Source organism: Burkholderia sp. Ac-20392 (assembly GCF_017104585.1).
In the GTDB taxonomy this organism is placed as follows: domain Bacteria; phylum Pseudomonadota; class Gammaproteobacteria; order Burkholderiales; family Burkholderiaceae; genus Burkholderia; species Burkholderia lata.
Genome location: NZ_JAAGPB010000423.1, coordinates 1 through 7,501, shown reverse-complemented (window position 1 = coordinate 7,501; position 7,501 = coordinate 1). Strand labels below are relative to the sequence as shown.

Sequence of the window (7,501 nt, the reverse complement as noted above, 5' to 3'; positions counted from 1 at the left end):
CCGACAGCGACCCCGGCTGCCAAGCGCCGCGCCAGCCGTGCCGGCGCCACGCGCAAGGTCGACATCAGCAGCCTCGTGTTCTCCGTCCTCGACGCGGCCACGCAGCCCGGCATCGTGCCGCTCGGCTCCGCCTTCCCGTCGCCGCAACTGTTTCCGCTGCCGCGTCTCGCGAAGTCGCTCGCGCAGGCCACGCGGCTCGTCAGCCCGTGGAGCACGGTCGTCGACCTGCCGCCCGGCAACGAGGCGCTGCGCCAGCAGATCGCGCGGCGCTATCTCGCGACCGGTATCTCGCAGCCGATCGACGAGATCGTCGTCACGAACGGCGCGCTCGAAGCGCTGAACCTGTGCCTGATGGCCGTCACGCGCCCCGGCGACGTCGTGGCCGTCGAAGCGCCCGGTTTCTATGCGGCGCTGCAGGCGATCGAGCGGCTCGACCTGCGCGCGGTCGAGATTCCCGTCGATCCGCGCACGGGCCTCGATCTCGATGCGCTCGCGAACGCGCTCGACCGGCACGACATCCGTGCGTGCTGGTTCATGACCAACTTCCAGAATCCGACCGGCGTCACGCTGTCCGCCGAGAAAAAGCGCGCACTCGTCGAGTTGCTCGCCGCGCGCGACGTGCCGCTGATCGAGGACGACGTGTACGGCGAGCTGCACTTCGGCCCGGACTATCCGCTGCCCGCGCGGGCGTTCGATCGACACGGCCTCGTGATGCACTGCAGTTCGTTCTCGAAGACGCTCGCGCCCGGCTACCGGATCGGCTGGGCCGCCGCCGGCCGGTTCGCGGAGAAGGTGCAGCGGCTCAAGCTGATGACGACGCTGTCGGCCAGCATTCCCGCGCAGGTCGGCATCGCGAACTATCTCGAGCACGGAGGCTACGACCGGCACCTGCGCAAGCTGCGCGGCGCGCTGCACACGCAGCTCGACCGGATGGACGACGCGCTGCGGCGCTGGCTGCCAGCCGGCGTCGAATGGGTGCGGCCCGAAGGCGGTTACTTTTTGTGGCTCGCGTTTCCGGACGCGATCGACGCGATGGAACTGCATCGCCAGGCGATCGCACGCGGAATCAGCTTCGCGCCGGGGCCGCTGTTTTCAGCCGCGCATGGCTTCGAGCGTTGCGTGCGCGTGAACTTCGGCCACCCGTGGAGCCGCGACATCGAGCGCGCGATCCGTGTGCTCGGCGAGCTGGTCGCGCAGCCGTCGGTCCGCAAGGGCGGGTGAATCGCACCCGGTGCGCACGGCCCGCGTCACGGCCATGCACGCAATCCGCACGCGGGTTACAGTGCTGATCCCGCCGCCCTTCATGATTGCCCATGAGTCAACTGCCCTACCTCGATCACGACGCGCTGTTGAAACTGACCGCTGAAGCCGCGCACGTCACGCAGTCGTGCACCTGCACGAAAACGCCGCTCGCCGGATGGACGACCCTGCCGCTGTCGCTGCAGGACGCGCAACTGACCGAAGTCGCCACGCTCGCGCCGCCCGGCGAGACGGAGCCGACTTACGCCGAACACCACCCGGCCGGCACGCGCTATGCGTCGGACGACGCGCCGATCGCGCTGCGCCATTTCCCGTACAACCGCTGCACCGTCAACCGCTGCCGCTCGTGCGGCCGCCTGTTCCTGCGCTACCAGGAAGGCGGCGGCTACTTCATCGACCAGCGCATCCGTGCGCTCGATCCGGCGCTCGTCGTCGACGTCGACGCCGACGCATAACCAGCCGCCACGGGCATGCACGCGCGCATGCCCGGCCCGCGCCGGCGTCACGCCGGCCATCTGCTGCGCCCTTTTCGTCCCCATCTGCTGCTTGTCCCGCCGCACCGCGTTCCCTACGCTGTCTCCGGTTGCCTGACACCCGTCGCAACGTCTGTCCCGAGCCGCGCGCTCCGCGCCACGGCTCCTCTCGCGTATCACGTCATGTATCGATATACCGTTTTCGACCGGGCGCTCGTGCACAGCCGCGCCGCCCAGTTTCGCGACCAGCTCGAACGCTGGCAGCACGGCACACTGAGCGAAGACGCGTTCCGGCCGCTGCGCCTGCAGAACGGCTGGTACGTGCAGCGCCACGCGCCGATGCTGCGCGTGGCCGTCCCGTACGGCGAACTGTCGAGCGCGCAGCTGCGCGTGCTCGCGCGGATCGCGCGCGTCTACGACGTGCCGGACGACGCCACCTACCGCACCGCATCCGACGCGCAGGCCTTGCTCGGCACGCTGCGCCTGCCGACCCGCAGCGCGCACTTCACGACGCGCACCAACGTGCAGTTCAACTGGATTCCGCTCGACAAGGCCGCCGACGTGATGGACCTGCTCGCGAGCGTCGACATGCACGGCATCCAGACGAGCGGCAACTGCATCCGCAATATCTCGTGCGACGAGCGCGCCGGCGTCGCGCCGGACGAGATCGTCGATCCGCGCCCGTTCGCCGAGGTGATGCGCCAGTGGACGACGCTGCACCCCGAATTCGCGTTCCTGCCGCGCAAGTTCAAGATCGCGATCACCGGCGCGACCGAAGACCGCGCGGCCACCGACTGGCATGACGTCGGGCTGAAGCTCGTGCGCGACGACGCGGGCGCGCTCGGCTTTCGCGTGAGCGTCGGCGGCGGGATGGGCCGCACGCCGATGATCGCGACGCTGCTGCGCGCGTTCCTGCCGTGGCAGCACGTGATGAACTACATCGAGGCGATCGTCCGCGTGTACAACCGCTACGGACGGCGCGACAACAAGTACAAGGCGCGCATCAAGATCCTCGTGAAGACCGAGGGACAGCGCTACATCGACGACGTCGAGGAGGAGTTCCGCCAGATCGTCGATCACGACGGCGGGCTGCACACGATTCCGCAGGTCGAGTTCGACCGCGTCGCCGCGTCGTTCGTCCCGCCGCGGCTCAAGCCGCGCACGGTCAGCCTGCGCGACGCGAACCAGCGCCTCTCCGCCCAGGCCGCACGCCATCCGGCCTTCGCGCGCTGGCTCGCACGCAACGTGGCCGACCACCGCGATCCGGCGCTGCGCATCGTCACGCTGTCGTTCAAGCGCCGCCTGCAGGCGCCGGGCGACGCGTCGCCGGACCAACTCGACGCGCTCGCCGGTCTTGCCGACCAGTTCTCGGCCGGCGAGGCGCGCGTCACGCACACGCAGAACGTCGTGCTGCCGTGGGTGCATGTCGACGACCTGTTCCTGCTGTGGGAAAACGCGCGCGCGATCGGGCTCGCCAGCGCGAACGTCGGACTCCTGACGGACATGATCGCGTGCCCGGGCGGTGACTTCTGCGCGCTCGCGAATGCACGCTCGATCCCGATCGCCGACGCGATCGCCGAGCGCTTCCAGGATCTCGACATGCTGCACGACGTCGGCGACATCGACCTGCACATCAGCGGCTGCATCAACTCGTGCGGCCATCATCACAGCGGCCACCTCGGCATCCTCGGCGTCGACAAGGACGGCGCCGAGTGGTACCAGGTCACGCTCGGCGGCTCGGACGGCTCGACCGCGAGCGGCCCCGCGCGACCGGGCAAGGTGATCGGCCCGTCGTTTTCGGCGGACGAGATCGTCGATGTCGTCGATGCGATCGTCAATACGTATCTCGACGCGCGGATCGATGACGACGGCCGCAGCGAACGATTCATCGACACGGTCCGCCGCATCGGCACGGAACCCTTCAAGGCCGCCGCGAACGACGCGCGCCATCAGGTGGAGCACGCATGACGCAAGCAGAGAATCCGACCGCACGCATCCGGCTGCTGACGCCGGCCGAACACACCGGCGACACGCAGCAGCACGACGCAGCGACGCTGACGATCGGCAACGACGAGGAACTGCCGCCGCTCGCCGGGCAAATCGCGCAGGCTGCGCGTATCGACCTGGCGTTCCCGTCGTTCACCGACGGCCGCGCGTACAGCCAGGCGTACCTGCTGCGCAAGCGCCATGGCTTCACCGGCGACCTGCGCGCGACCGGCGACGTGCTGGTCGACCAGTTGCTGCTGATGGAACGCACGGGGTTTTCGAGCGCGGTGCTCGGCGACGGCACCGACATCACGGCCGCGCGGCGCCAGCTCGACCGGTTCCCCGGCTTCTACCAGCACGATGCGCGAACGGCGATGCCGCAGCCGAACACGGCCACGCCCGCCGGAAAATGAAACGGGCGGCCCGCAGGCCGCCCGTACGATGAACCGGACGCTACCGGCCGGCGCCCGCCGCGAAGCGGGCGCCGGCGTTCAGCGCGCCGCGACCGGCTTGCCGAACGCGCCGAGAATCTTCTTCTCGAGCGCGAGGTAGTCGCGGCCGAAGTGGTGATCACCCTGCGTCTTGATCACGTCGGCGCCCGTGTTCACGAGTGCCGGACACATCGTGTCCTTCTCTTCCGCGCCATAGAAGCACTGCACGAGCTGCGGCGGCACCTTCGCGATTTCCGGCGCGACCTTCAGCGCCTTGTCGCTTGCGGGCATGCCGAGCCACCCCGTCACGCGGATCTGGAAATCGGCGGCCGGCGCGAAGCCGAGCAGCGACATCACGGCGACCTTGTCGCGCAGATCGGCCGGCAGCCGGTTGTACGCGAACGGCATCACGTCGGCGCCGAACGAGTAACCGACCAGCGCAACGCGATTCGCATGCCAGCGCGCCATGTAGGTGCGCATCACGCGCGCGAGATCGCGGCTCACCTGCGCCGGCGGCTTCTCGCTCCAGAAGTAGCGCAGGCTGTCGATGCCGACCACCGACACGCCGTCGCGCTGCAGCGCCTCGGCGATCGTCTTGTCGAGATCGCGCCAGCCGCCGTCACCCGAGATCACGATCGCGAGCTGGCCGTTGCCACCCTTGGCCGGCAGCTCGACGAGCGGCAGATCCGACACGTCGAGTTCGTCGCCGCTGGTGGTGTCCCGCAGATGCGAGGTGACGAGCGAGACGAGCTTCGCGGAATCGCCCGTGGCCGCCGTTTCGACGAAGCCCGGCATCGCGCGGCGCACGATCGTCGGATCGGGCGGGCACGGCTTGAAGCGCGGATCGAGCTTCGCAGCCGGATCGACCGATACGACACCGGCGATCGTGTTCTCCGGCGCCATCGACAGGATCTGCTTCGCGATCGCGCCGCCCTGGCCCACGCCCGCGACGATCGGCGTGAAGTAGCGCGACGACTGCGCGAGGCGTTCGAGCTGGTGGCTGACCGCTTCGGCGTCGCCGTCGAGGTGGTGGCAGGTCTCCTGCTTCGCGGCGAGATTCATCGCATAGCGCTCCGAATCGACGCCGACCGTCATCGCCCCGGCCTTCGCGAGTGCATCGGCGGCCTGCTGGTCGGCCGCATTCCAGCCGGCCTCACGCGAGAACAGCACGACGAAGCCGCGCAACGGCCCGCTGGGTTTGGTCACGGTCACGGGCCCATAGCGGCCGCCCGATACGGTTTCGGCCTTCACTGCGGCTGGCTGCGTAGCGCACGCGGCGCCGGCCAGCATCATTCCCGCGCAGGCGGCTGCGGCCCGCGCGATTCCCTTCTTCAACATCATGAACGCCGACCTCCAGCCAGCAATGACAGATCCGCAAGCGTGACGAACACGCCGACCGTACCCGAGGCCGCGAGGTAACGCGGCTCCCAGTGTGGTTCGAACTTGCTCTTGAATGCGCGCAAGCCGCGGAAGTTGTAGAAGCGGCCGCCGAAGCGCCAGACCATCAGGCCGATCCGGTGCAACGGCGACGGCATCTTCGCCGCCCCCATCCCCGAGAACGGCGCGATGCCCAGGCTCAGCTTGCGGAAGCCCGCTTCCTTCAGATGCAGCGCGAGCTGCGTAAACAGATATTCCATCGCGTACGGCGAAGCGTCCGGCAGATGGCGCATCACGCCGACCGTCGCCTCGGTGTTGAGGTCGGTCGTCATGAACGTGACGAACGCGATCGGCTTGTCGGCCTGCCGCACGAGCATCACCGACTGCGTCGCCAGATAGCCGTCGTGGAACGCGGCGACCGAGAAGCTCTTCTCACGCGCGTCGCGGCTGTCGAGCCAGCCGTCGGAGATATCGCGCAGCGCCGGCAGCGCGGCCGGCACATCGCTCGGCGCGATCACTTCGACCGTCAGCGCGTCCTTGTCGCCGCGGCGCAGCGCGTAGCGCAGGTGCGAGCGGTTCGAGCCTTTCAGGTCGAACCGGTCGAGCGCGATATGCGCTTCCTCGCCGAGCTTCATCAGCGTGAGCCCCGCGTCGAGATACAGCGGCAGCGCGTTCGCACGCACCTGGTAGAACGCCGCCCGGCCGCTATGCGCGTGGGCGAGCGCGATGAACTTGCTGATCAGCGCCGGCCATTCCTCGCGCGGTCCGACCGGGTCGTGCAGCGCGGCCCACGTGCGGCCGTTCTTCGCATACATCAGGAAGGCCTGGCGGGACTCCGAGAACAGGAACGACTTGTCGCCCATCAGCGCAAGGCCCGCATCGCTGCATTCCTGCGCGCGGATGATCCGTTCGGCATCCGACAGGTCCTGCTCCGCCGGCTTCACGAAACGGCCCGGCGCCGGGCGCAGCAGTTGCCACAGCGCGAACAGCGCAACGAACACGCCGGACGCGAGCGTCGCGCGCAGCGCCCGCGGCGCACGCGCGTCGAACGAGAAATGCGACCACAGCTCGCGCGTGTACGGCACGTCGCGGAATGCGAAGAACAGCACCCACACGGCCAGCATCAGCACCATCGCCACCGACACGAACCAGCTCACCGTGAAGCGCTCGGCCAGCAGCGACGAATGGCGGTTGAAGCGGCGACGGCTGACGAGCAGCAGCACCAGCAGCGTGCCGAGCACGCCGGCCTCGACGAACGCGAGGCCCTTCGCCAGCGACAGCGCGAGGCTGGCGAGCGTCAGCGCGAAGGTCATCCACCATGCGCCGTCGAGACGGCGCAGCAGCCCGCGCGCGACGAACAGCAGCGCCACGCCGAGCACGCTGCAGATCACCTGCGAGCCTTCGAGCACCCACAGCGGCACGAGGTGGCGCAGGATCGCGATCCGGTGCCAGAACGCGGGCGTCGCGCTCGAGATCACCAGCATCCCGCCAACCGCGAACGTCACGAGGCTCAGGAACACCGGCGCGAGCTGCGACACGCGCACGGCCTGCCGCGTCACGAGCCGGCGCCGCAGCGCGCGGCCTTCGAAACCGGCCAGCAGGCCGGCCGACAGCACGAGCGGCACGCCGAAATAGATCGCGCGATACGCGATCAGCGCGGCGACCATCGCGTGCGGCGGCACTTCGCGACCGAGCGTGAACACCATCGCGGCTTCGAACACGCCGATCCCGCCCGGCGTATGGCCGATCATCCCCAGCAGCAACGCCGCGGCGTAAACGGTAATGAAGGTCGGGAAGCCGACCGGCGCGGCCGGCAGCAGCACCCACAGCGTCAGGCCCGCCGCGACGACGTCGAATACCGCATAGACGACCTGCGCGACGAGATCGCGCCGCGCCGGCACGTCGAACGACAGCCACTTGAAGCGCGTGACGACCGGGCGCGCGGTGTTGCCGCACATCACGACCATCGCGGCA

Annotated in this window: 6 protein-coding genes; 4 read left to right on the top strand and 2 right to left on the bottom strand. The window is 69.2% G+C overall.

Features of this window, described 5'->3' with window-relative positions:
* The 4 genes from G3N99_RS30935 to G3N99_RS30920 form a co-directional block, all read left to right on the top strand.
* Window positions 1-1,221: PLP-dependent aminotransferase family protein (locus G3N99_RS30935; RefSeq protein ID WP_206124281.1), on the top strand; the 1,221-nt coding region annotated here is incomplete at its 5' end.
* A gap of 92 nt (window positions 1,222-1,313) precedes the next feature.
* Window positions 1,314-1,715 (top strand): hypothetical protein, encoded by a 402-nt coding sequence (locus G3N99_RS30930; protein ID WP_174943066.1) that lies wholly within the window; start codon window positions 1,314-1,316, stop codon window positions 1,713-1,715.
* A gap of 201 nt (window positions 1,716-1,916) precedes the next feature.
* Window positions 1,917-3,701: a nitrite/sulfite reductase gene (locus G3N99_RS30925; protein ID WP_206124280.1), complete on the top strand. Its 1,785-nt coding sequence runs from the start codon at window positions 1,917-1,919 to the stop codon at window positions 3,699-3,701.
* Window positions 3,698-4,132: a DUF934 domain-containing protein gene (locus G3N99_RS30920; protein ID WP_206124279.1), complete on the top strand. Its 435-nt coding sequence runs from the start codon at window positions 3,698-3,700 to the stop codon at window positions 4,130-4,132. The genes G3N99_RS30925 and G3N99_RS30920 overlap by 4 nt, the downstream gene beginning before the upstream one ends.
* 78 nt (window positions 4,133-4,210) lie before the next feature.
* Here G3N99_RS30920 and G3N99_RS30915 read toward each other — a convergent pair whose 3' ends face one another.
* Together G3N99_RS30915 and mprF are read right to left on the bottom strand one after the other, a co-directional pair.
* Window positions 4,211-5,491, bottom strand: coding sequence for a virulence factor family protein (locus tag G3N99_RS30915; RefSeq protein WP_174943060.1), 1,281 nt, complete (start codon window positions 5,489-5,491; stop codon window positions 4,211-4,213).
* Window positions 5,488-7,501: bifunctional lysylphosphatidylglycerol flippase/synthetase MprF (mprF, locus tag G3N99_RS30910; protein ID WP_206124278.1), on the bottom strand; the 2,014-nt coding region annotated here is incomplete at its 5' end. The genes mprF and G3N99_RS30915, both read right to left, overlap by 4 nt.